Source organism: Microcystis wesenbergii NRERC-220, from assembly GCF_032027425.1.
Lineage (GTDB): Bacteria > Cyanobacteriota > Cyanobacteriia > Cyanobacteriales > Microcystaceae > Microcystis > Microcystis wesenbergii_A.
In genome coordinates, this window is record NZ_JAVSJA010000001.1 from 3286323 (window position 1) to 3309902 (window position 23580).

At 44.8% G+C, this 23580-nt stretch carries 13 protein-coding genes, 1 tRNA gene and 1 pseudogene; 4 read left to right on the forward strand and 11 right to left on the reverse strand.

Translation table 11 applies throughout. The annotated features are described in order from the left end of the window. Nucleotide 1: 1 nt before the first annotated feature. From RAM70_RS16150 to RAM70_RS16160, 3 genes and pseudogenes are all read right to left on the reverse strand, one after another. A complete protein-coding gene (locus RAM70_RS16150; RefSeq protein ID WP_045356388.1) occupies nt 2-1069 on the reverse strand; it encodes an IS4 family transposase in 1068 nt (355 codons plus the stop codon). Between the two features lie 76 nt (nt 1070-1145). After that, nucleotides 1146-2048, reverse strand: a pseudogene (locus RAM70_RS16155) (IS5 family transposase); the annotation flags it as partial. A 169-nt stretch (nt 2049-2217) separates the two neighbouring features. Beyond that, on the reverse strand, nt 2218-3183 hold the full coding sequence (locus RAM70_RS16160; protein ID WP_045357573.1) for a sulfotransferase family protein: 966 nt from the start codon (nt 3181-3183) through the stop codon (nt 2218-2220). Nucleotides 3184-3476: 293 nt separating this feature from the next. On the opposite strand from RAM70_RS16160, the gene RAM70_RS16165 reads away from it, so the two are divergent. Then, a complete protein-coding gene (locus RAM70_RS16165) occupies nt 3477-4967 on the forward strand; it encodes a hypothetical protein (protein WP_045357574.1) in 1491 nt (496 codons plus the stop codon). A gap of 70 nt (nt 4968-5037) precedes the next feature. Here RAM70_RS16165 and RAM70_RS16170 read toward each other — a convergent pair whose 3' ends face one another. The 6 genes from RAM70_RS16170 to RAM70_RS16195 all read right to left on the reverse strand — a co-directional run bounded on the left by RAM70_RS16170 (nt 5038) and on the right by RAM70_RS16195 (nt 14317). Next, complete coding sequence (locus RAM70_RS16170; protein ID WP_045357576.1) at nt 5038-5811, reverse strand: SDR family oxidoreductase; 774 nt, start codon at nt 5809-5811, stop codon at nt 5038-5040. A 31-nt stretch (nt 5812-5842) separates the two neighbouring features. After that, nucleotides 5843-6601: an SDR family oxidoreductase gene (locus RAM70_RS16175; RefSeq protein ID WP_002751234.1), complete on the reverse strand. Its 759-nt coding sequence runs from the start codon at nt 6599-6601 to the stop codon at nt 5843-5845. Nucleotides 6602-6668: 67 nt separating this feature from the next. After that, nucleotides 6669-7553 (reverse strand): alpha/beta fold hydrolase, encoded by an 885-nt coding sequence (locus RAM70_RS16180; RefSeq protein WP_045357578.1) that lies wholly within the window; start codon nt 7551-7553, stop codon nt 6669-6671. A gap of 111 nt (nt 7554-7664) precedes the next feature. Then, nucleotides 7665-9263, reverse strand: coding sequence for an alkaline phosphatase family protein (locus RAM70_RS16185; RefSeq protein WP_312674627.1), 1599 nt, complete (start codon nt 9261-9263; stop codon nt 7665-7667). A 69-nt stretch (nt 9264-9332) separates the two neighbouring features. Beyond that, the gene (locus tag RAM70_RS16190; RefSeq protein WP_045357582.1) at nt 9333-9635 is read right to left on the reverse strand and encodes an acyl carrier protein; all 303 of its coding nucleotides are present in this window, start codon (nt 9633-9635) and stop codon (nt 9333-9335) included. Nucleotides 9636-9733: 98 nt separating this feature from the next. Then, the gene (locus RAM70_RS16195) at nt 9734-14317 is read right to left on the reverse strand and encodes a type I polyketide synthase (RefSeq protein WP_312674629.1); all 4584 of its coding nucleotides are present in this window, start codon (nt 14315-14317) and stop codon (nt 9734-9736) included. Between the two features lie 569 nt (nt 14318-14886). Here RAM70_RS16195 and RAM70_RS16200 point away from each other — a divergent pair. Both RAM70_RS16200 and RAM70_RS16205 read left to right on the forward strand, forming a co-directional pair. Continuing rightward, nucleotides 14887-17484 (forward strand): HlyD family secretion protein, encoded by a 2598-nt coding sequence (locus RAM70_RS16200; RefSeq protein WP_312674631.1) that lies wholly within the window; start codon nt 14887-14889, stop codon nt 17482-17484. A gap of 72 nt (nt 17485-17556) precedes the next feature. Continuing rightward, nucleotides 17557-18588, forward strand: a complete 1032-nt coding sequence (locus RAM70_RS16205; RefSeq protein ID WP_288002368.1) for an extracellular catalytic domain type 1 short-chain-length polyhydroxyalkanoate depolymerase — start codon at nt 17557-17559, stop codon at nt 18586-18588. A 537-nt stretch (nt 18589-19125) separates the two neighbouring features. On the opposite strand, the gene RAM70_RS16210 is transcribed toward RAM70_RS16205, so the two are convergent. Further along, nucleotides 19126-19199: transfer RNA gene (locus tag RAM70_RS16210), tRNA-Arg, on the reverse strand. Between the two features lie 43 nt (nt 19200-19242). Between RAM70_RS16210 and moaC the strand changes: the two genes are divergently transcribed. Beyond that, the gene (moaC, locus tag RAM70_RS16215) at nt 19243-19743 is read left to right on the forward strand and encodes a cyclic pyranopterin monophosphate synthase MoaC (RefSeq protein ID WP_045357594.1); all 501 of its coding nucleotides are present in this window, start codon (nt 19243-19245) and stop codon (nt 19741-19743) included. 5 nt (nt 19744-19748) lie between these two features. Here moaC and bchH read toward each other — a convergent pair whose 3' ends face one another. Beyond that, nucleotides 19749-23414 carry a magnesium chelatase subunit H gene (bchH, locus tag RAM70_RS16220; RefSeq protein WP_045357674.1) on the reverse strand — a complete coding sequence of 1222 codons (3666 nt, stop codon included), beginning with the start codon at nt 23412-23414 and terminating at the stop codon, nt 19749-19751. Between the last annotated feature and the right edge of the window lie 166 nt (nt 23415-23580).

Genomic DNA, 23580 nt, shown 5'->3' on the forward strand with positions numbered 1-23580 from the left:
TCTAAGTACAGGACAAAAAATGTAAGGACTGGAGAAAAAGAGAAAAGTTAGGTAATGAAGGATTGAGAATAAGATGACGAAGGTGGTCTAAACCTAGCCGAAAGAGGCTTTTTGCTCGGCGACCATGTTTCTTGATAGGAATTGGATTAAGATGATGTATCTCCAATCCTGTCTTGAGAGACCAGACCAAAGCTAAAGTCAGTAAGGCTAAAAGCTTACGCAGACGTTTTGGGTCAGTAAAGTGAGTAGATTCTAGACAAAACCCACGGGTCTTAAAGATGCCAAAAAGAGTTTCAATACCCCAACGTTGGGCATAATCCTGAATCAGACCCAGACAATCGGGCTGTCCAATGACGATGAGCAAAGAATTATCGGGTAAGCGAAGAGCCTCTACAGAAACGGGATAACCCCAAATTAGACAACTCCCCTGCAGACGTTGAGATTCACCAATGGCAAGATGGGCAAAAATAACCTTGGCGGCCAACCGCTTGCCATTGTACTCAATCTTGTCTGTCGCCCGAATTCTTAAACAGAAAGCCAGCATCGGTTCAAGCAAAAGATACCTCAGCCACGCCAGCCCAATAAACTCACGGTCTCCACACAAGCAACGAATCTCCGCAGAAGGAAAAATCTTCAGCATCTCCTCAATAAAACGCATCCGTTCATCGCTGTTTGAGTTGCCTTTTTTCTTCTTGAGCATCCACCAGAGAATGGGAATAGCTACCCCTTCATGGACAATGCCGACTGTGAGGATGTTGTAGTGATGACTACCAAATGACCAATTGGTGCGGTCAATACTCAATACCCAGGGTTGAGGGATATTGAGCCACTGGACTACAATGCGAGCTATTTCAGGGTAATCTATCTCGAAGTCCCCAAAAAAGCGTTGTAATCGTTTGTAATGGGACTCTACCAATACCCGACCTTCAAAACCTAGGGCTAATTCCTTGAGGTTGACGGTTTTTACTTTCAACAGAGCCAGTAAGAATAGAGCGAGGAAAGAGAGTCTTGCTCCGTGCCATCGCAAATGAGGTTTGAGAGCTTGTTTCAACGCATTATACTGGTTCATAGGGGTTTCGAGATTAGTGCTATTTCTCATAAAACCCCACTCCCGCCTACTTTTCAAGCTTTTTGTCCTGTACTTAGGGTTGGGTTATACTCACAATTCTATCATCAATTCTCGATGATTTATTTTCCCACATCCACAATTGTTGACGATAAACTTCTGTCACCACTAACAACATTTTGTAGTTTCTTTTGCTGAGACTACTTAACTCTGATCCCCCCTCGATTAATTTCTCTATTTGAGATAGATTTCTTTTGATATATTGCAGTTGCTTCTTGATAGCTTCTCGTCTTTCTTTTTGAGAACAACGACGTTTTTTGGCTACTTTTAAATAATCTTTTCTCGCTCTTTTTCTATAAGTTCTTGGCTTTTTCTTCAGCTTGATTCTCAAATTTTGATAGAGACAATCTAGAATGTTTTCTGTTTTCTTTCTTGCTTGATTTAATATCCCTAAATCCTGGGGATAACTTAGATCAGCAGGGGCGCAACTTGCATCTAATATTAATTTTCCTTTATTTTTTATTTGACTCTCTTTTTCTTCTTCTTTTCTTTCACTTTTTTCTGCAATTTCCTTCTTTTTTCTCTCTCTCATCACCATTCTTTTATTAATTTTATTGATTAAATTCTTACTGATTCTTTTACGAAAATTAACGAACATTGTCGCATCAAATAGAGCTTCATTACTATAGGCTGACATCCCTAGAAAATACTGTAAATAGGGGTTTTCCTTGATTTGCTCTATGGTTTCCCTGTCGCTTGTTTTTAATTTTTCCTTAATAATTAATGCTCCTAATGCCATCCTAAATGGTTTGGCTGGCGCACCCATTTCTTCGTCAAAATTTTGGGCATATTCTTCTTCAAATTCTTCCCAGGGAATTAACTCTGCCATTATTATCCAGCGATTATCTGCTGATAATTTTCCCTCAAAAGGCAACTCAAAGTTTTCTGGGGCAATTGAAGACTCGTTCGTTTTTCGGTACATCTGTTCTTGTCGGATAAGTGCAAGGGTATTTTAGCAATTTTAGCCGTTTTCTATCCCTTTTTCTTGACTTTTTGGGAATTTAATATGGCTGTAATCCTTATATCATAAGTATTTCACAGTTATTCAGCAAACCCTAATTAGTAAATTTTGGAAAAGCAGTACCAAAAATTTACTCGTATCCTAACTCTCTGGCTAACTCTATAACTTTGGGAGCAAATCCTTTGCCATCACTTCGCCAGGGAAGACTACCTTCTAGTTTAGGAATTTTAATATTTCTTGGTCTGAAAACTGGATTTTTCATAAAATTAGGGTCGTTGCCAAACTGCGCTCCTAGGGGGCCAGGCGAAGAAAAAGGAGAGTCTTCTGGATGCAACATAGCTTCATAGGCCGCGTCGCTCCAGGAGATTTTCAACCAATTAGAAATCATTTCAAAGTAATGGGGGGGATTACCTAAAATGTCCTCTCCTCGCAAGCGCATTTGTCTTTCGGGGGGAATGGTTTTCATAAATTCCATAATTCTATACTGCATACGATACCAAAGAAACTGATAATCAAGAACTGGTTTTTCTTGTGAAGTATCTAATGTATTAATCATAGTGGGGTTAACCGTTTTCGTATCAGAGATACTAAAAACTTTTTTAACTATGATTTTTCCATAGCGAACATTCGGCATCAGGTTCATGACAGATTCTCCCTGAGCTCTAGGATGGCGAACTAGATGTAAAAAATAAGCATCAGGAAAAGTTTCTCGAATGCGAACAAGACTTTCAGGAAACAGAGAATAAGCGGGAGATTTATCAACAATCCTGAGAGGCTGTACTTTCTTACATAATTCCCAATAAATATCTCCATTGCTCCAATGGTAGCGATTCATCAACCACCGATGAGCCAACTGAATAGATTCAATGGTCTGTTCTCCAGCAAAAAGTTGAGCAATGACTCGATGTAAGCCGTGAGTCCTTCTGAACTGTCCCTCATCTCTAAATATTTGCAAATAATTTTTCACATTATCAGTATAGAATAGATTGAGTTCTGCCACTCCATATAAATCTGGGTGTTGACCTAACATACCGCAAGTCAATGAAGTAAAAGAACGGGGAGAAGCGAGAATAAAAAGAGGCTGTAAGACTGACATAATCCAAAAGCAAGTGCAGTGGTGGACATATAAGAAAAGAACTTCTTAGACTAATCCAGCCTATCACAATTGTCGTGAAATTGTCAGGGATCGACTCAGTGACTCCAGTCCCATCGTCCCAACCCTGTTCTTTAGAGCAAGCCTTGCTCTGGATTTTCCCTGTTAGGGGGATTTTTGCCCCCCCGCCACGATAGTTACCCAGATTGTCGATGGTACTGGCTGATTGACACTCGCTGAGCGGTTGCTTAATATGATGTTGTCAAGCTAAACATTAATTAACTAGATTTAACAGTATGGTTACTGCGGTCAGACAACGTCCTTTCGATCCATCTCCTTCTCCTGGACTTAAATTTCATAACTTCTCACAGATCTGCGAAAATGGTTTTGGCGATGGACACAACACCCATGCCCATTCAATGGCCTGGTTTAACAATCATTTATTTGTCGGCACAACCCGCTCTCTGCTCTGTGCGCTCAAATTGCATCGCTGCATTGAAGAATGGGGGCTTGAGGTCTGGCCAATTGAATGTCCCGATGATGTGGAGGGCTTATATGAGCAAGTAGATCGACGCTCCCAAATCTGGCGTTACAATCCCGTGACCGAAGAATGGCGATATGTGTACCAATCTCCAATGGTAATGGGCAGTGAGGGGGGAATGGTGCCGAGGGAGATGGGCTACCGCCACATGATGGTTTTCCAAGGAGAATCCGATTCCCAGCCAGCCCTGTATGTGGCGAGTACCTGCCCTGGCCGAGCGCCTGGAGCTTTAATCTTACGGTCTGAAGATGGAGAGACTTTCCAGCCTGCTTCTGAATATGGTATTGTCGGCCTGCCGATTACCAGCATCCGGTTTTTAGTCCCCTTTCGCGGCAAGTTGTTTACTTCACCTACTGGCTCTCGCAACAGTAAGCACAATACCTCAGACTACACCATTATTTACGAAAGCAGTGATCCTCTGGGAGGGAAATGGCAGCCCTGTAGCCTTAACGGTTTTGGTGATCCGACCAATGAAGCCGTGTTTGCTGTCTGTCCTTTTCGAGATCAGCTTTACGCAGGTACTTTCAATTGTACTGGGTTCCAAGTTTGGCGGAGTGACTGTCTGGGCCAACCCCCCTATAAGTGGGTAAAGGTGATTGACCAAGGAGCCTATCGCGGCCCGCTCAACCAGATTGCGGCCTGCATGATGGTTTTCAACGATGCCTTATATGTGGGGAGTGCGATTCAAAACTCTGGGTATGATATTATCAATCGCATCGGACCTGCACCTGGGGAATTGATCCGCATTTTTCCCGATGATAGTTGGGAGCTAGTGGTGGGCTCCCCCCGTCAGACTCCCCAAGGCGAAAAACGCCCTATTAGCTATCTACAGCCAGGATTTGGCAATTTTTTTAATGGCTATTTTTGGCACATGGGAATTCATGACGGTTGGCTTTATTTAGGAACTTGTAATGGTAGTGTTATTCTCTCCTGGTTCGATCACACTAAACTGGAAGAGCGAGCGCGGCGCTATCTGGATAAAGTGGGACTAGAAAATCTCATCAAAAATCAAAGTGGGTTTGAATTGTGGCGAACTTATGACGGAGAAAACTGGCTGCCAGTGGAGCAGCACGGGTTTGGCAATCCCTACAATATTGGCTTGCGAAATTTAGTTTCGACTCCCCACGGATTTTTTGCGGGTACGGCCAATCCTTTTGCACCTAAAATCGCCGTGAGGGAAAATGGCAAGTGGGTCTATACTGACAACCCGCGAGGAGGGCTAGAAGTCTGGCTCGGTAGGCCTTAGTAAGCTTTAACTTACTGTCAGCAGAAGTCCGCCGATTTATCGGCGGGGGTGTCATTTTTAGGCCAGTCCGTTACTTAATCTTAGGACGTTTTTTGCGGCTCTTAAAAGCCATCAGGACGGGATTGAGCAAGAAAGTATCTCTAGGTAAACTCAGAAGATAGCTAATAAACTCAGCCACCCTTTCTGGAGGAAGAGCGTAAGTTGGTTTAGGCACACTTGGGCCATTTTGATTCCACAGAGGTGTATCAATGGCATCTGGTAAAATAGTCTGTACCCGCACTCCCCAAGCGGAAACCTCTTCCGACAGGGATTCAGACAGTCCAATAATGCCAAATTTGGAAGCGCAATAAGGGCCATCGAAGGGCCGACCTTGACGGCCAGAAACTGAAGAAATATTAATAATATCCCCTTGTTTCTGTTCAATCATCGTGGGGATAACGGCTCGATTGCTCAAAAAAGTCCCCGTTAAATTAGTTTCAATCACTGCCCGCCATTCCTCCAAAGAGGTTTGCCAGATTGTTTTCAAATCCTCTCCCACTCGCAGAATACCAGCGCAAGCAATGAGGTTGTCAATCCGCCCGAAATGAGCTACTGTTTTGCTGGCCATTGCCGCCATATCATTTTCATCACAGACACTAAGTACCAAGCTGAGAATTTGCTCTGGTGCAGCAATTGTAACTAATTCTTCGACGGTACTAGCCAATTTTTCTGGATTGATATCTACTAATACCACTTTATGGTGTTGGCTCAAGAGTCGCTTGGCACAGGCAAGACCGATGCCTCCACTAGCTCCTGTAATAATTGTGACTTGATCGGTTAAATTAGAACCTGTTTGCTCGCTCATAATTGAATCTTCTCCTTGACAATCCTCTCGATTATCTTTCTAAAACAGGAAGTAGGTGGGGGTGGACAATTACAGTATCGTCTTGCTGTTGAGTTAAATAAACAATAATTGCTGCCACATCTTCTACTGTGAGTAGTCCACCATAACGACGGGCTAATGCAGTTTTAGCAATCATGCCAGTTTCTACCAAACCAGGAAAGATTGCTTGCACACGAATACCATAGGGGCGCACCTCTTCAGCAAGGGATTCAGTTAATCCTACCACGCCAAACTTGGAGGCACAATAAGCGGGAGCGTAAGGTTCCCCCCTTAAACCATAGGGTGTTGTTGACGAGCAAATATTCACAATCTGACCCGATGCTTGTGAGATCATGATCGGCAAAACGGCACGATTGCTTAAGAATATTCCTGTTAGGTTAACTTCCAAGAGATCGTGCCATTCATCTAAGGAAAGTTCAGTAGTCGGACGGGGCAGGGAACGATCTGATCTGACTTTTTTACCCAATCCAGCACTGGCAACAAGTAAGTCAATGTTACCAAAATGGGCGACTGCTTGGTTGACCATTTCCTCCATATCTGCTTCCTTTCTAACATCTAGTGCTAGTCCGAGATGGGAAGCTGGAGAAGGATTGCATTTATCATTGATTAAGTTGAGAGTCTGCTCAATGCGCTCAGGGTTGGTGCCGACGACGACAACAGAAAAGCCTTGCCCAGCAAGAGCTAAACAAGTCGCTCTACCAATGCCTCGACTGCCACCTGTAACAATTGCCACTTTCTGTTGATTAGACATGGACTGTTGGTTCCCAATTTTCTCAAGTCGTGACGGAGATGCTGTTGTAGAAAAGCAGTAGTTATTACTATTTTTCTAAAGCTGGACTGACCAACAACTTTCTCTCTAAAAACCGATTGTCCTTCTGGCAAAAATTCAAGATCACTTGCACAAATTGATCGGGTTTAATCACGGGAAAAAAGTGTCCTACTTCTGGAATAATTACCTCCGAACAATTGGGAAGTAAGTTCTTTAACTGGGAGCAAGTCGGCAGACAGTGAGACTTCTCTCCATAAATTGCTAGAGTTGGTTGAATAATTTGTGACAATTTAGCCGTCGTTATTTCAGTTTCCTGCTCAAATTCTTGCTTGGCACCAGTTGCCATCAATTTTTGCCATCGCTCCTTTCCTTTTCTGCCCATATCACGGTTTTTTAAGGAAGGTTTGGTCAGTTCATTGACAGTTGTATTTAACTGGTCGAGCAGGTGAAAATCAATAATCTGATCTTCTGACGGCAGGGGCGCTCCTTGTTCTAGAAGTTTTTGTCGCCAACTCTGCCAATGAGGCCAATCCCGCAGCCGCATCTTGGCTTGCAAGCATTGTAATTGAGTATCTGCTACTGTCAGAGACTTAACTTGCTGAGCATGGGAAATGCTATAAAGGAGAGCAACCCTCGCTCCAAAACTATGCCCGACAAGATGAACTTTTTCGACTTCGAGATACTCAAGCAGGACTCGCAGGTCTTGTACCATCCGAGTCAGAGTATAGCCAGAGTCAGATATTGTACTTTTGCCATGGCCTCTGAGGTCATAAATAATCACGCGGTAGTGCTGGGCAAGGGCAGAAGCGATACCGGGATACCAAAAAGCTAGGTTAGCTCCTAGCCCATGGATAAGCAATAAATCTTCCCCTTCTCCCAAGCATTGGTAGTTTAAAGATATCTGGTGAACTGGATCAACTTGAACTGTAGGCATTGTCTTTAACGGGTAAAGTTGAGAAAGTTACATTAGACATCTCCGGAAACTGAGATTTTAAATCGGTATCATAACGGTTATAACTCAATTCTTGGAGATGTCCCATCAGATTTATTCCATATAACCCAGTAACTGAAGTTGATGGAGAAGAGCCTCTTTTTCGGTCTCAGAAATTTCTGCTTCCTCTTCGTCACTTTCCTGCTCCCAACTGTCAGAGAAGTCTTGATAATTAATGGGACGAGCCTTAAGAACTTCAGGTTTGAGAACTTCTTGGGGAACTCTTCCTTCTAGATTAGTGGGAATTGGCAGTTGCAAGCAGTATAACAACAAAGGCGTAATATCGAGAATAGATAGAGGTTGTAAGTGTTGGCCGCTGACAAAATCAGGACCAGAACCGATGAAAATTCCAGCCGGACGGTGAGTTCCATCGGGTTTGACTCTAGGCCTGACCACCTCTGTGGATTTCAAAATGGAAACAAAGCCCCCATCCCGCAACCTGACGGTCATGTCAGGGGAATTTTCCGCTTCTGGTCTTCCAGCAAGTTTAGCTCGGTTTAAAGTGACTTCAAGAAAGATCGGTTCCCCGTCGGCTGGATTTCTGTAGTCAAGAAGTTGTCGCTGCAAGCTTTGGCAAAATTGCTGGTAATCTTCTTTTTTAACACCATGATTGAGAGGAGTCTCTTTCTTAATGTAAATGCCATTACTGCTAGGGGTAGGGCAATAGGCGATGGTCTTCTGCCAGTCAATCAGCATGAGATGATCTTTCATCCTGTCTGCTGTTAACTTGCCATCCGTATCCGTCTGGGCTGTTTCCCCCCAAGTTAGGTATCCTTGACGGGCTAGCCATTCATTGAGATAAACAACTTCTGTTGTCGTGCCGAATCCATGGTCTGAGGTCAGAAGGACATTAGTTTCCGGTCCTGCCAACTTCACCAACTGCTCGAGCATGCCATCTAACTCTCGATAGTGCTGAATACAGAGTTCGCGAATTTGGCTCTCTTTTGGATCCGCATCAGTCCCCATCAGTGGTGGATACAGATAGCGCCAGAAAAAGTGTTGCAGCTTGTCGGGACTGTCCAAGACAATGGCAGTTAAATCCGTAGGATCGGTTGTCATCAGATAAGCGAGTAAATCAGCCCAAGTTTTCGTTCTCTGGGAATGAATGGCGATCCAATCTTCGTATTCTTCTTCCGGTATGCCTTGAATGGTTTTCTTTTCTTCCGTGATATCCATGCCTAAATGTTTGTAGTCAAAATTAGGCAAGTTTTTGATGGTATCAATTAGTTGAGAGGGGTGGGTGGCACTCCGTAAATGCTTCCAAGTGACGAAACCAGAGATGGAATAGCCGTCAAGAGGCGGGGGAGGAGCCATGCCAAAAAAGTTCAAAGCCGTTACCCGTTTGCCATAGCGATTGGCCATCGACCAGATTGTTTCACAGCGAACATTGCGGGAGTCATTGACCTTGAGAAAGATTTGTTCTCCAACCTGTTCAGGATACAAAAAATCATGGATGCCGTGAGCATCAGGACTCCTGCCAGTGATCATCGATACCCATCCTGGCGGGGTGAGAGGATTAGGGGTTGACATTAAATCTGCCCACACTCCCTGCTTGACAAATTGCTGCAAGAATGGCATGATACCATCCTCCATCAAAGGATTCAAGAGAGAGAAGGTCGCTCCATCGAGTCCAAGCATCAAAACTTTATTCATAAAAATCCTCTTTCAAAGAATCCCACGCGTTTACCCGTGGGAGTATCAAGTTCCTATTAGTTGTTATAGTTATTGCAGATTTTTGTGCAGGAACTCAACAATTTCTTTCACTTCAAGTTCATCAACGTAGTCTCCCTCCCTCATAAATAGTTGTTCAAAGGGCAATCCCTTGCGCTCAAAGTTCTTTTCTAGGGCAACTACCAACTGCACCACATCGATCGATTCAAAAGCCAAATCTTCCATGAGGCGAGTCTCTGTATCTATTTTGCCGCCATCCTCCAATTCCCAGTCGGCCGTCATATTTTCTAAGACAGCAATTACTTGGGCTTCGATATCTTCTTGGCTAAAAATTAAACTTTGTTTCCCAGACATAAATTAATTAACCTCACTTTTCAAAAACAACAATTGAACAAGAATTAATGTTGTGTTTACATTATAGTCACTTAGCTGCTATTGTCAAAGGCTGCCTGTTAGTTTTCTTGATTATCAATACTTGGTTCAACCACAGCCGCAACAAAAACGTTCTGATTCTGGCCGATTGAAACCTCAGGCACTACTCCTATCTTCTCCAGTGGAGGGCAGTACACTTGCAGCTTACCGCTCTCGGTGGGGAAGAGTTGGATGTCTAGGGGGCCTAGAGCCAAGTCAAATTTTTGCCAGGCAAACTGGCGAATGGTTTCCTTGGCCACCAAACTCCCTAAGAGCCACTGCTTACGCTCGGAACCCTGCTCTGGTAAACTGTACCAAAATTCTCGCTCTGATTGGGTGAAAATCAGGTGAGCGATGATATATTTAATCACCCCTCCCAATTCATCCAAAAAGTTGACGGGAACTAAGGTCAGCCGACGGGAGAGCATACCTACTTCCTCTTGCCAAGGCTCGGACCAGTAGGCCACTTGCGGCTCCCGGCGGAGTTGATGATACTCCAGAGGGACACGAATAAAGATTTCCAGTAATCCTTCCAAGCGAGCAATCACAAGGTCTTCGCTGTTGAGAAACTCAAAATTACCTTGAAGCTGTCGCTCGCCGTCAAAGCTTAACCAACCACGACAGGAGATGGGAGTTCCGGCAGGCAAGGGAGGAGCATATTGCTCGAAAACCCTAACACTGAAAGGAAAAGTATGAAAATTCACCCCAAAGAACTCCGAACCCCAGTAGGCCACTAACTGGGCGGCCGCATCCAAAAGTGGCGCATCAATCTGAAAGATGGGTCTGGCAATATCTCTAAAAAAATTATCGACGCGCATCACTTCTAGATCAGCTTCAATCCCTTGCTGGCTGACCTGGCGAATATGCTTGACTCCCTGGAGTCGCGGGCCGTGGAACATACCTTCCGTATAAAGTTGCTCGTCTGACCAGCGTGAGGGTTGGGAGTCCTGCCACTGGCAAGGGGTTGCTGGTGGTGATGGATTTAGTTGAGAGGTGAGCCTGACATCACCCTCAAAGACTAAACGGCGCTCGCTGCCCCGCGACGGCTGAAACAGTTGGACGTGGACATCCCAAATATCTGGTGCTAATTGCTCTTGCAGTTGGGCAACGATGTCGAGAACCAAGTATCCCTGTTCCAGAGCCAGCCAGCGATAGCTACGCACGTTGTCAACCTGACTGACCCATTGCTGTCCATCACAGAGAAAGGCAGCAGCTTCTGCGATAATTTCCATGCTGACGGTAAAGGGAATCACGGGCAAGGGAAATTCACCAGCCTGCCGATGGGACCAGGGGCCTCCTAGCATATGGTCATAAATGAAGTCATCCCAGTGGAGATCGAAATGTCGCCGGCAGTAGAGGTAGCCTTCGCCCTTCTCAATAATCTCCCCTAGGAAAGGCCAAGCCTCTGAAAAGCTGAGGGGAACAGATTCTACATCAACCCAAGGCAGACCAACCGCTTCTTGCTGCTGATGGGAGAATGGGTTTGTATAGAAACTGCTGATCGTCCTAGCTTGACTATTGAGGAATTCCTCCATCAAATCCAAGTGACTCAAGAAGACAGGAAGACGAATATCGGGGAAGCTGGCAGAGAAACTGGGTGAAGAAATCTGCTCTTGTAGAGGAGGCTTCTCTGGGGGGAAAACCGGCAAAGTTGACGGTAGTTCAATACTCTCTGGGACTTGGCCCTCTCTACCCGTTGCCACTGGCGGCACCGAGGGGAGCTTCTGCTCAAGGGTGTGGACAAAAGCTGATGTAAGTTTCATCTTGGGCATGGTCAAGTCCAAGAGCCTTTTCTGCCTACCGTTGCCTGCTGCTTCTAGAGAGGCAGTCTCTAGGTTTACTAGGTCCACTTGCCGGTATTGGTAGAGAGGAGCAAAATTGAGGGCGCGACCGTTGACAAATAACTGGGCTAACAGATGTTGAATTTGTTCGAGACCGGAACGACGTTGGCTGCTGCTGGCCAGAACCAAGCAGTCTTGCCCGGAGAGAATATCTCTAACGAAGTTGCTGAGATTGCTACTAGGACCTACCTCGACAAAAGTTCTGACTCCCTGTTCATAGAGGTGGCCAATCGTTTCCCGGAAGCGCACCTGGCTCGACCACTGGCTCAGGGCCAATTCTCGAATTTCCGGTGGTGTTGGCGGGAAAGGACCCGCCGTAGCGCAAGTGTAGAGTTGGGTATGCCCTGGTCCAACAGTCAACCCCTGATAGTATTCCCTGAGAGCTTCTGCCACTTGGTTAAACAAGGGCGTATGGTAGGCACGATCAAAGGGCAGACGGGTACAGATTCCCCCTAATTCTCTGAGTTGATTGGCCGCTTGCTTGATGGCATCTTCATTACCAAAGAGAACGGCTTGGTTAGGACAGTTGTCCATGGCTAGGTAGAGTTGCCCCGAAGATTGGGCGACCATCTCTGCCAAAATGGCAGTTTCCACAGCACCAACAGTGAGCAGAGTCCCTCGGGGAATGCGGTCTTCTGCTGTCAAATCTAGGTAAATTTGGTTAAGTTCGAGAATTTTCTGCCCCATTTCTCGGCGGCTGGCCAGTTGGATAGTTCCAGATGCAATCAGGGCTGTATTTTCTCCCGTACTGTGACCAACCATCACGTCACACTGGATTTCTAGATCTTTGAGCAGTTCGTAGAGAGCCATACTAGCAGTAAAAACTGTCTCCGTTGCCAGATCTAGGTTATACAACTCCTTGGCTGCTAGGAGGCGTTGCTCCTCGCTCAAGCCTGTGGGTGGCGGAAAAATAAAGTAACTTGGCGGATAATTCCTATTTTTGCCAAATATATCGTCTAAAAAGTCGAACCAAGCCCGCACTTTCGGGAAGTGGAGACAGAGATCTGAGAGCATATTGGTGTACTGAGATCCCTCTCCCGGAAATAGGAAAGCGGTTTTACCTACTTCAGTTTCCGGATGTACCTGAGCGTAGTAAATGCCACTGCGAGTCTGGAAACGAGTCCGCCCGGGTTCTGCTAGTTTTGACTTGGCCAGTTGGAGTTTGGCTTGTAAATCCGTCTTCTCGGTGGCAACTATAGCCAGACGGTGAGGGCCAGGATTACGGTTAGCTAGGGTATAAGCTAAGTCAGAAAGGAGCAGATTGGGGGATGACTGCAGCCGCCGCTCTACCTGTTCAACTAAATCAATGAGATTGGCTGTCTCATCTCCCGAAAAAACGAACAATTCTGTGGGCCATGAACAGGGCAGCTTCCTCTCTGGAAGCTCAGGGGAGCGATCGTATTCTTCCAAAATGGCGTGAGCATCGATGCCCCCAAAACCAAAGGCATCAATACCAGCACGACGGGGTTCTTTGCTCTGTCCGTTAATCCAAGGACGGGCTTCTGTATTGACGTAAAATGAAGTCTTTTCTTCCTCTAGACAGGGGTGAGGCTGCTGACAGAGGGTAGGAGGTAAGACTTTATAATAAAGAGCTAAAGCCATTTTAATCAGACTGGCGGCTCCGGAGGCGGGAATGCAGTGGCCGATCGCTGATTTAACCGAACCAATGGCCCGGTGGGGCATCTCCCCTTGACGTTGGCCAAAGATGTGGGTGAGGGACTTAATTTCTGTCCTATCTCCCAAGGGCATCCCCGTGCCGTGAGCTTCCACAAGAGTAACTGTGTCTGGATCAATGCCGCTATTCTCGTAAGCTCGCTGGATGGCCAGTACCTGCCCTTGCCAACGGGGAGCTAACAGTCCCAAACCTTTGCCATCGCTGGCAGTGCCAATACCTTGAATAACTGCGTAGATGCGATCGCCGTCTTTTTGGGCATCAGCTAGGCGTTTGAGCACTAAAATTCCCAAGCCCTCACTGAGAAGAGTTCCGTCGGCAGACTGGTCAAAAGGCTTGATGGTAGAACGGGAGAGGGCATCGAGTTGGCTGAAGACCATGTGAACCTGGGGTGGTGTAGAAGCTTGGACTCCCCCCGCCAGCATCATGTCGCAGCGACCGCTCAACAGTTCTTGGATTGCTAAATCAACGGCAATCAAAGAGGAAGCGCAAGCTCCATCCACTAAGTAGTTAGGACCCATTAAATCGAGGCGGTTGGCAATGCGTCCAGTCACCACATTAGGTACTAATCCAGGGGACATCTCGGCATTAAAGGGGGGCAAGCTGGCTTTTAGCTCTTGGCGGACCCGGCCCAAGGTTTCGGCATCGAGAGTGGGGACGATTTGCTGTAACAGTTCTATGGTTTGATCGGCGATCAGACCATGTTGGATGACCGTGCCAAAACCCCGATTGAAGTAAGTGCCGCGCCCCAAGATAATGCCAGCTTTTTCACGGTTGAAAGGGCGAACGAGATAGTCGGCATCTTTCAAAGCATCCCGGGCAATTTTCAGGGAGAGAAAATGATCCGGATCGCCCCCCTCAATGGAGTTGGGCATAATGCCAAATTCTAGGGGATCGAATTCGGCGATATCATCAAGAAACCCCCCTTTACAGGTATATAATCCGCCATTATCATCGCAAGAATTGGCAGGATTCCAGTCATCGGGGGCTTCTCGAATGGCGCTGACCTTACTGAGAATATTTTGCCAGTAGGTAGCCAGATCCTTGGCGCCTGGGAACAGTCCAGCCATGCCAATAATCGCAATCTGAGCAGGTGAGTTTGCCGAATTCATCAGAAAAATTGGGTGGGAAACCCCGTGCTAGAAGCACGGCTTTACATTGACACTCTCACCGTCACAGCGTAGCTTGACGGGAGATTCTTGTTTCATCGGGTTTGTCTAGTCCCAAGTCATCTCTGTCTTGAAACCCCGTCCAGATTCCCCTCCACAAGCATCTGTTTTAAATCCACTGACTGCCCGGCAGCAGATAACAAAACTTGATTATGTTGCGATTCCTCATTTACAAACGATGTCGCCCTTGTTGTCAGGTATTTTACTTTGGTCAAGCTTTTTGTCTGGCGAGAACCACCAATTCGCCCATCTTGGCACCCCTGGGTGCGTTGGCTTTTTTATTCTAACATCAGTTTTAATGAACGCTGTATTGATCGAGGGTGGACTATTGCCGCCCAGGTGCATCGGCGGCTTCGATGCTACGGTATAGATGTCTCCCGTGAGTCGGTTTTTATGTTTAGTCGTTCTCATAAAATGGTTCTCGACCTATCAGAGTTTATAGTTAACCATATAATATACTATGCTTTAAAATAAATCTAGTATCATATCTATAATTTTTTATTAATAGCTCTATGCCTATGCCTCTCTCCAATTGCTTGCGTGAGGATTTGCTTGTCACCAGGAAAATAGATCGTCAAACCTCGGCCAAGCGTTATTTTATTCAAGATCCCATCTCTCAGGAAACTTTTGAATTCGGAGAAGAAGAATATTTTTTATGTCAACTTATGGATGGGGTGACATCTGTACCAGAAATCTTGGCTAGTTTTCAAGAACGCTTTAATATCAGTCTCACTGAAGAAGATTACCAGAAGTTTGCTGGACAGATTGATAGTTTTGGACTACTAGAACCGCATCAGAACCAATTGCCATCCTCTCAATCCGAGGAAGGAAACGGTCACAAAAACTCCTCGCCAACCAAGAAAAAATCCAAGCAGCATTCGTTGCGTTTTATTTGGAAACATCCTAACCCTGATGCCGTTTTTACTAGCCTAGCCCGTTGGACTCACCCTTGCCACCGTTGGCTTAGATGGTCAACTTGGCTATTGCTGCCTCTTTTACCTATTGCTCTATTGACTTTTTGGAATAATAGGACGGTTTTATGGTACGACGTGGGGCGTTTTGTTGATGGCTTACCCTTTGTCCTAAGTTATTTAGTTGACATTTTAATCTTGAATTTATGCGGCCGTATTATTCAAGGGACGGTGTTTGCTGCCTATGGCGGACGTTCCAGCGTGTTTGGCATGACCTTGGCTTTAGGATTCAAGCCTCACTTCCAGGTGGACCTGAGAGAGTATCAAAGCGTACCACGAAAGGCCCAACTCTGGATCTATGGGACTCCCTTGATCATGCGCCTTTTTATCTTTAGCTTTGGTATGATTTTTTGGTACGCACAGAGAAGTTCAGGAACAGCATTTCATATTTGGCTCCTCTTACTCGCCCATGCTGCTTTGGTAACTTTTGTGTTGATGGCCTGCCCTCTCTGGCCTCTCTATGGTTATTATTTCTTGATCGCTTTTTTCCGACTGCCGGATAACTTTATGTCTCAGTCTTTCAGAGCGTGGGGGATGGTGATCAAGGGGCGGAATCTGCCTAGTTTTTTATCGACGAGAGAAAAATTGATGCTTGTCGGTTTTGGCCTGGGGAGTATCTTATTTTGTTTATTGATGATCTATTTGATCGTTACCAATTTTGCCAAAGGTCTATACACACTTTTTCCAGAAATTTTTGGGGCTGAATCAGCGATAATTATCGTCTCCGTCCTGGTATTCATCGGTTTTCGCAAACAGATTTCTCGCTTGTTCTTCAGGGGACGGAATTCCCAAGGTACGAGTGGCCTTCCTTCTAACTTGACAGAAGAGACTAAGAACTCAAAAAAGCCCTCAAGTCGTTCTCGCCAAGGCTTTCAGTCTTGGCTGAAGAAAAATCTGAAATTTTTTATCCTAGCTGGTTTGGTGGCGCTGCTTTTTCTGCCTTATCGGACTATGCCAGGAGGTCCCCTGCAATTACTCACTCCCGCCGAGGTGGCTATTCAGGCTGAAGTTGATGGTAAAAGCAAAATTACTCGCGTCATGTTCCCAGGGGGTAACGAGCAATTAATCCGCAAAGGAACGGTCATTGCCCAGATGGAAGATGTCGATATTGAAGATACGATAGAGACGCTGCAATCTCAAATCGCAAAAGCGCTAGGCGATGTCAAAATTAAGCAATCTTATCTAGCTAAACTTTTAGCCACGCCAAGAAAGGAAGATGTGGAAGTAGCCCGCAATCAGGTAAAGATAGCTCGAGAAGAAGTAGATAAAGCTAAGAAAGAGGTAGCAGTGGACAAGCAAAATTTAGAGGTAATCAAGAAGCAAATAGAAAGCGCGCTCACCCAAGCTGATTTTTATTTCCGTGAGGCTTCTCGCCTGGAAGAAGGTTACAAAGAGGGAGCAATTGCCCTAAATCTTGTAGAAGATGCCCAAAGGAACGCTCAAACCAAGAAAATTGAAGCGGAAGAAAAGCGCCAGGCTTTGTTACAACAGCAACAAGTAATCGAACAAGCACGCAGCCAGCTAGCAAGCAAGCAAAGAGTTTTGGAGACAAGTGAATCTCAACTCAAGTTATTGTTAGCCGGTCCCTACCCCGACGAGATTGAAGCGGCTCGGCAGGATGTGGAAGTGGCTCGTGCCGAGCTAGAACGCTTAAGGAAACAAGAGCAGCAAGAGCGAGATAAACTCAAACTCACCACCTTAGTCATGCCCTTGGATGGTTATCTAGTAACTCCTTATCTGGACACCAAAGTGGGTAGCTATTTGGATCAAGGAGAGACCTTTGCGACAGCGCAAGATGCTACCAAGATCTTGGCAGAAGTGCAAGTTCCAGAGTACGATGTCGGACAATTTTCGATTGGTAAAAATGTTCAAATCAAACTCAATGCCTATCCCACGGAAACCATTATGGGGAAAGTTGTCTCCATTACCCCTGCGGCCGGCAACAGCACAACAACGGCCGATTTGTCTTCAGAACCAGTTGTGAAGGTTTTGGTGGAAATTCCCTATGGAAAACACCTTTTTAAGACTGGGATGACGGGCTATGCTAAGATTGAAGGGCCGATGAAACCCTTCATTGTCGCTTTTTCCAGTCCGATTGTGCGTTTCTTCCAGATCGAAATTTGGTCTTGGCTTCCTTAAACCCAATCACTCCCTTATAATGTTGACAATTTGCTTAAAATGAAAATTGGAAAGCTCAGGCGAATGACAAGCATGATTTTTCTTTTATGTCTGCTTACTCTCTTATTTTTGACCGCTTGTTATGCCAGCCAGCCACAACCCCAAGAAAGTTTAAAGGAACAGTTACTATCGCAGACAATGAGAAGAAGAAGGAGAGTTAATCTCAATCAAGATATGGTCTTGAGAACTCTATACAATCAAGGGTTAGAAAGAAGTTACTATCTTTACACTCCCGGTTCTTATACTAGGGACAGACCCATACCACTGTTGTTAGCTTTTCACGGTGGTGTTGGTCAAGGTGATACCATGGCGGCGAAAACCGGGTTTAACGATTTAGCTGATAGAGAAGATTTTCTCGTTGTCTATCCCAACGGCATTAACTTAGGTGCTGCTGGGGGGCAATGGAATGACGGACGCAACACCCCTGAGGTTCACCCAGAAATTGACGATGTTGCTTTCGTTCGGGCCGTGATTGAAGACGTAGAAAAATTGAGGAATGTTGACAGAAAAAGAATCTATGTTACTGGGGGTTCCAATGGAGGGTTTTTTGCCCAAAGATTAGCCTGCGAAATGGCTAACCAAATTGCTGCGATCGCCTCTGTCAGTTCGACGATGGCAAAATCCCTCGAATCTAGATGTCGGCCCCAAAGACCTATTCCCGTACTTATGATCAATGGCACTGAGGATAGACTTGTCCCTTGGGTAGGAGGAGAAATGACAGTGGGTGCCAGAGGAGAAATCCTTTCAGTTCCGGAGACGGTGGCATTTTGGCGCAAAAATAATGGCTGCTCGGCAACGCCAAAAGAGGAACAACTTCCTGACACGGAGCATGATGGGACTAAAGTGGTATCTTACCAGTATTCAGGTTGTCATCAAAATGCCACCGTCATGCTCTATCGCATTGAGGGAGGAGGTCATGGTTGGCCTGGAGGGCGAATCATGAGACGAGCTAACCAAAACGATTTTAGCAATCGAGACCGTGAAAATCTAGTGGGCAAGAACAGTCAAGCAATCAATGCTAGTGAAGTAGTCTGGAAATTTTTGCAACAGTTCACTTTGCCTTAAACGAATGCGCTTTTCGGCGTTGCTGAATCAAGGTATGAATGCTAACTGTGCATCGTATCCAAAAGCGAGTTTGGCTCTAGGTTTTAAAAACACCACCAAAAAAGATTCAGATCTCAAATCAGCAACGCCCTCCAATTTAGCCTCAGTACCCTGGCAGCAAATACATAGGGTTTGCGGCAAAAAGTTTTTCGTGGGGGCAGGGTGTGGCCCCCCCAACCCCCACCCCCCCTGCCCCCCCGACATCGGGGGGGTTGGGGGGGTGGGGTGTGGGGTGTAGGGTTTTACCGATTTTGAGGTAGTCAGTTACCTAATTTTCAGGCAAAAAGTACCGGAATTTTACCCCCGATCAGTGCAAGGGTCGGCACTTTTTGAGGTCAAAAAAGTCTAAAAGCCTTATCCAACAAGTTTTTTAGATTTATTCAGCCAGCCTTGCATACACTTGTACTATAAAGAGACTTGAGGGAGTTTTGAGCAAAAAACCAAAGGAATTAGGGAGCTATGGTTCCTAATTCCTGTAGTATATGCCATTGTATCTAACGGGCTTGGAGAGACTCGAACTCCCGACCTTGTGGTCCGTAGCCACACGCTCTAATCCACTAAGCTACAAGCCCTTGTTTTTCTCAACAGTAAACCACTATAGCACAGGTTCATTCAATGACGCAAGAGGGTAAAGAAAAATTATCTCATCTCGACAGCCAAGGCGAGGCCCAGATGGTGGATGTATCGGAGAAAATGCCCACTAAACGCACTGCTATCGCCCTAGGACAAGTGAGAATGCTAAAAACGACTTTTGAAGCCATAGAACAGGGAAATGCGCCTAAAGGTGACGTTTTAGGGACGGCCAGACTAGCGGGAATTATGGCGGCCAAACAAACTTCCTCCTTAATTCCCCTTTGCCATCCCTTACCCCTGCAAAAAATCAATGTTCAGATTATCCCGAAAGCAGAGTTACCCGGCTACGAAATTCGGGCAGAAGTGGTGACAAAATCGGAAACCGGTGTAGAAATGGAGGCTTTAACTGCGGTATCGGTGGCAGCCTTGACTTTATACGATATGGCTAAAGCGTTAGAAAAATCAATCCTGATTGAAAATATCCGTCTGCTGAGTAAAACAGGAGGGAAATCAGATTATCATCAGGATCCCCTGTTGCCATGAAAACCCTAAGTAACCCCTTCTAACTTTTCATCGGTCAATTGATATAATTCCTGTAATTTCTCTAATTTATCGGGGTCTGCTTGCCAAAAACCGCGACCCTGTGCTTCTAACATTCTACCGACAATATTACGGAAAGCTTCAGGATTAGCTTGACGCAATTTTTCCGCCATTTCTGCATCAAAAGCGTAGGTATCGGCTGCCTGATCATACACCCAATCGTCACTAAAATTAGCCGTACCGCCCCAACCAATTAAAGCGGTCATTCTTTGGGAGATTTCGTAGGCCCCACCAGAACCTTGATTAACCATGGCATTGGCCCATTTAGGATTGAGTAATTTACTGCGGTATTCTAAGCGCAAAACCTCCTCTAATTTGCGGGGAGTTGTATCATTGGAAAAACTCTCGACAAAACTCGTCATCACCCGTTTACCGCTTTGTTTTTCTGCGGCTAATTTTAATCCTCCCGTGTTGCCGTAGTATTCCTGAATATCGGTTAAACCGTATTCTACCGAGTCAATTTCTTGGATAATACTTTCACTGGTTTTTAATAACTGTTGTAGCACTTCTGGTCGCGCTTGTCCCTTATCTTGACGACCATAACTAAAAACATTACGCTTTTCCCAAGTTTTCGCTAATTCGTTTTCATTATCCCAATTTCCCTCCACTACTTGGTCATTAACTAAAGAGCCAAAATCCCCGGCAGGATTGGAAAATAAACGAGCGCTGGCATTGTCAATTCCTTGACTTTTTAAGGCTAAATAGTGCTTACGGATATAATTATCATTTTCCGATTCTTCTATCTCGGCTGCCCGCTGCATTAAATCATCCAATAACTCGATAATATTGATAAAAGTATCCCGAAAAATTCCCGATAAATTAGCCAAAATATCGATGCGCGGGTGTCCAATTTCCCCTAGAGGTTTTAATTCATATCTGACAATTCTTCCTGTCCCCTCTTTCACCGGTTCCGCACCGACTAATTCTAAGAGAATACCCAGGGATTCACCCTTAGTTTTAATCACATCTAATCCCCAGAGTAAAACCGCTACAGTTTCGGGATATTTTCCTTTTTCAGTTAAGTTTTGTTCTAGCAGTTTTTTGGCGATTTCTCGTCCGCGGGTGTAGGCTGCTGGGGAAGGCATCCGGTAGGGGTCTAAAGCGTGTATATTGCGTCCTGTGGGCAAAACTCCCGCACCATCCCGGAGTAAATCACCCCCCGGCGCTGGGGGTACATATTCCCCATTTAATCCTCGCAAAAGATTAGTTAACTCTTCGCTATTTTGTCCTAATAAATTTTTAATAGTAATGCCTTCTTTAACCTTTTCATTGGTTGCTTCGTCAGCGATAATTTGCTGAAATTCTCGCTCAGATAAATCGGTAAAATAAGCATCAAGATAACCTTTTAATTCTTCCTGATTGGGAGCAGTTCCTAGGGTGTGTAACCCGGAAGAAAATAGTCTTTGTTCGACGATTTGTAGGTAATTATACACCTTGACAAAATAATCGGTTAGTGCATAGCGGCTAAATAATTTGGCATTTTCTAAAGTGAACTCTATTCCCTGTTTTTCTGCTTCCAGAAAAGGACAATCTTTAGAGATACCTGTATCAATAATCTTTTGGAGAATACTATCTCTTAAAGCGTAATTTTTCTCAGGATTTTCTCGAAACTCTGCAATCAAATCTCGTAAAATCATCAATTCTTTATATAATCCCGCTCGTCCGTAGGGAGGCACATTATGGGAAATTAACACCCCATAACCGCGACGTTTGGCTAGAATAGATTCCGAGGGATTATTAGCGGCATAAATATATAAATTCGGTAAATCTCCTAATAAAATATCTGACCAAGAATAACCAGTATTTCCTAGGGGTGAACCGGGCAGCCATTCGACGGTTCCGTGCATACCAAAATGAATGATCGCATCGGTCTTAAAATCTTTTTGTAACCACTGATAAAAGGCCGCATACTGAGGGTGAGGAGTTAAATCTTTTTCAAACATTAACCGCATCGGATCCCCAGCAATTCCTAAAGGTGGCTGCACTCCAATCCAGATATTACCTAACTCAATTCCCCCTAAATGATACTGGTTGCCAATAGTTTTTATCCCCGCATCTTTCAGAGATTTCCAGTGTTTTTCAATGCGAGAGGTTAACAGATAACCTAGCCAATTTTCTAAAGTTTCTATCGATAAACGATTGTGTTTAGAGAGATTTTCATCATCGGCAAATTTAACTTTTTGAATAATTTCTTCCCCGTCTTCGGGAATCGTTCCCACATTATAACCCTGCGCTTGCAAAGCTTGTAAAAACTTAACTAAACTACGGGGAACATTTAATAAAGCTGCCGTACCAACTGCCCCATAACCAGGCGGAAATCCATAGAGAATGATGGCTATTTTGCGTTCTTGCGGAGGGGTTTTATGTAACTTAATCCAACTATTTAAACGTCCAGTTAAACGCTGTAATCTTTCGGGGATTAAATAGATAGTTTCCCCCACTAATCCCCCCAGAGGAATCGTATCAATTGCCCCATCTAATTCAGGTAAAGCGTATAGAACCACACTCTGCAAACCACCGATTCCCTGTCTTGTCCAAGAATAAATATCTTGAATCAATAAAGGGGCAGCGATAAGATAAGGAATATTTTTAGCGGACAGAATTCGTTTAGCCACTTCTACCTGTCTTCCTGCTTCCATAGAACCCGCAGGACCCCCCACCAAAGGAAAGCCAATCGTCGAGACAATTGCATCTACTGTCACCGCATCTTCACTTAAAGAAGGAGTTTCAATGATTCCTTTTTTTCTTTGCTGAATTTCGTAGTCTGTGGTTAACCAATCCCGAACAATTGTATGGCCTTCTACTCCGTTAATAAACACGGGTAGGGGAATTAAATTAGCCGTTTCAAAATGACGGATTAATTGATTAATATAGGGCAATTTACTGATAACGTGCTTCCGATAAAGCAGCAGGGCAACCACTGGTTTATCAAGGGATTTATTTTTTTTATACCAAGTCAAATATTCTTGGGGAGTGAGAAAATAACCCTGATAATCGGGGTGTAATAGTCCCTTATTTGGAGTTTCGATAACTTCGGGTATTTCCTGTACTTTTAATCCTAGATATTTTTGGGCAATTACCCAACACATAGCGGCAACATTTTCGGTTCCTCCCGCATTCCAATAACCGTAGATAATTAACCAATTACGCAAATCTTGAACTTTTTTAGCGGGAATAAATTTCAGTAGTTTCGGACCGGTTTTGAGGAAACTAAGATAACCGGCTAACTTATCTTCTTCCTTGCCACTGGAAAATTTACTCAAGATAAATTGAATTGGTTTTGGCATTCCTTTTGGTTTATCCCCGATGGCAAATTCTCCCAAACGGGTTAAACTCATTAACTCTAAAGCAGACTCAAAAACTAAGCGAATCGGAATCTGTGCCGCTCGTTGCCGTAGCCAAGTAACTTGATCGTAATCGAAGATCAAACTAGCAAAAAAAACGTCGGCAGTGGCTAAAGCTTGCTCGACTATTTCCGGTTCGCTAGTCAAGGATTTATCGCTAAATACTTTTACTTCTAAATCGGGACATTTAGAACTAGCCAACAGGCCTGATTGCCGATACAAATTACTGTTAAAGGTTTCAAAGCCAACAATTAAAACAATGCTTTTCATAAGTAGTCGTGCAAAATTAATTTCTTGGTTAGGATAGGCAAAAGGCAAAAGGGAAAAGGCACTCATGCAAGAGGTAGTTAGATATGTGTAATTAATTTTGCCTAGGTACTAAGAATATTTTTAGACCAATCAGGGTGCGTTATCCTGCCTGAAAACACCCCCTGAA